Annotated in this window: 1 protein-coding gene and 1 pseudogene; one reads left to right on the top strand and one right to left on the bottom strand. The window is 54.5% G+C overall.

Features of this window, described 5'->3' with window-relative positions:
* A partial coding sequence (gene groL, locus QZ197_RS15815) for a chaperonin GroEL (RefSeq protein WP_296433184.1) occupies positions 1-1511 on the bottom strand: 1511 nt, incomplete at its 3' end.
* Positions 1512-1846: 335 nt separating this feature from the next.
* Between groL and QZ197_RS15820 the strand changes: the two are divergent.
* Positions 1847-2550, top strand: a pseudogene (locus tag QZ197_RS15820) (IS5 family transposase); the annotation flags it as partial.

A 2550-nucleotide genomic window follows, 5' to 3' on the forward strand; every position in this document is an offset into this window, starting at 1 on the left:
GCTACACGGACGACTTTAGTGGGATCAATGATACCTTCCTTCAAAAGGTCAACATAGTCATTGATCGCGGCATCAAAGCCGATCGCCCCCTTGCTTTCCAGCATCCGCGCCACCACGACCCCGCCATCAACCGCTGAGTTCTCAGCGATCTGACGCGTTGGCGCACTCAGTGCGCGGCGCAAAATCTCAAGCCCGGTCTTTTCATCGCCCTTTGCATCGGCCTCTGCGGCCTCAAGTGATTTTGTGCACCGCAGCAAAGCCAACCCCCCACCTGGCACAACGCCTTCTTCCACTGCGGCCTTGGTTGCATTGATGGCGTCGTCCAGCGCTTCTTTCTGACTGGCGATTTCGGCCTCTGACGGCGCGCCCACACGAATGACGGCAACTCCGCCCGACAATTTCGCCAGACGTTCCTGCAGTTTCTCTTTGTCATAATCACTGGTGGTGTTGTCGATCTGTACCTTGATCTGCCGCGCCCGCGCCGTGATCGCAGATTTATTGCCCGCGCCGCCAATGATCGTTGTGGTTTCGTGATCCGATTTGACCCGTTCGGCGCGCCCGAGATGGTCCAGTGTGACACTCTCAAGTTTCATGCCCACTGTCTCGGAAATAACCTGTGCGCCCGTCAGAACCGCGATATCCTCCAGCATCGCCTTGCGGCGATCGCCAAAGCCGGGGGCCTTTACCGCAAGGCACCGCAGGGTGCCGCGCAACTGGTTGACAACAAGCGTTGCCAAGGCATCCGCATCAACGTCTTCGGCAACGATACACAGAGGTTTCCCGGTCTTGAGTACTTGCTCAAGTAGGGGCAGAAATTCTTTCATACTGCTGATCTTGCGATCACACAAAAGGACATAAGGGTCTTCCAGTGCAGCCTCCATCCTCTCGGCATCGGTCACGAAATATGGCGATAGAAAACCGCGGTCGAATTGCATACCTTCGACAACTTCAAGAATGGTTTCGGTCGTCTTCGAATCCTCAACAGTGATCACGCCCTCATCCCCGACCCTTTCGACGGCATCTGCAACCATCCTGCCGATCACAGGATCATTATGTGCTGAAATCGTCGCGACCTGCTCTTTTTCCTTGCTGGTGCGCACAGGCGCAGACATCGACTGCAGGTGGTCACGCGCAATCTGCAAGCCGCGATCCAGACCGCGTTTGATATCAATGGCGCTTGCCCCCGCTACGACATTGCGGACCCCGTCCGAGAAGATCGCATGGGCAAGGATTGTCGAGGTACTAGTGCCATCCCCCACTGCCTCGCCCGTTTTTTCCGCCGCCTGACGCAACATCTGGGCGCCCAGATCCTCTTCCGGGTCCTTGAGACTGATCTCTTTGGCGATGGTTACACCGTCATTGCAGACAATGGGCAGACCAAATTTCTTCTGGATCAGTACGGATTTGGATTTTGGCCCAAGCGTAACCCGCACTGCAGCGGCCAGTGCTGTAGTTCCGCGCAGCAGCTTTTCGCGCGCAGCTGAATGAAAGAGAATATTCTTATGTGCCATGGCCCACCTATTCTTGACCTACTAAAAAAGAATACTGCCAGACGCCCATGCCCGATTGACGTGGATCAATCCGGACCAACCTTCACGAAAGTTGCGGGATCAACGCTGGTTGCGCACAAAGGCCAAGAAATGAGCAGAGGGGCAAGCACACAAAAGCCACCTAGATTCGGGACAATTTACAGAAAAGATCAAAAGCGGGATCCCCCAAACGCGTTGCAGAAATGATAATCATCAATGGACATGCTTTGCCAATTCTTACTAGGGTCTGGCCCCATAAATCGGCTTGATGCTGACGCATTGCTATGATTCAGGACCCCCAAATATTTGGGGGTATGATGAGCAATCTGTATTGGTTGAGTGAGGAACAAATGGGACGGCTTAAACCGTACTTCGCCAAGAGCCGAGGTAAGCCGCGGGTAGACGAGCGGCGCGTGTTGAGCGGAATTATCTTCATCAATCGCAATGGTTTACGTTGGAGTGATGCTCCCGCGGAATATGGTCCGCCCAAGACATTGTATAACCGTTGGAAGCGATGGAGTGACATGGGTGTGTTCGCGCGGATCATGACGGGATTGGCGGCAGAGGCACCCGACAATAAGACCATCTCAATTGATGCGACTTATCTCAAAGCGCACCGCACAGCCTCAAGCCTGGGGCTCAAAAAGGGGGGCGCGGACGTCTGATCGGGCAGACCAAGGGTGGTATGAACACCAAGTTGCATGCCGTCACGGATACCAGCGGTCGCCCAATCAGGTTTTTTATTACTGCGGGTCAGGTGAGTGATTACGCTGGCGCTGAAGCTTTGTTGAACTGTCTGCCAGATGCTGAATGGCTGCTCGCCGACCGCGGCTATGACGCCGATTGGTTCAGAGAGGCCCTAATAGACAGGGGGTATCACTCCATGTATCCTTGACCGCAAGTCACGCAGCAAAACCATCAAATATGACAAGCGTCGCTACAAACGTCGCAATCGGATTGAGAGAATGTTTGGCCGCCTCAAAGATTGGAGACGCATCTCAACGCGCTATGACAGGTGCCC

It is taken from the genome of Yoonia sp., from assembly GCF_017854415.1.
GTDB lineage: Bacteria > Pseudomonadota > Alphaproteobacteria > Rhodobacterales > Rhodobacteraceae > Yoonia.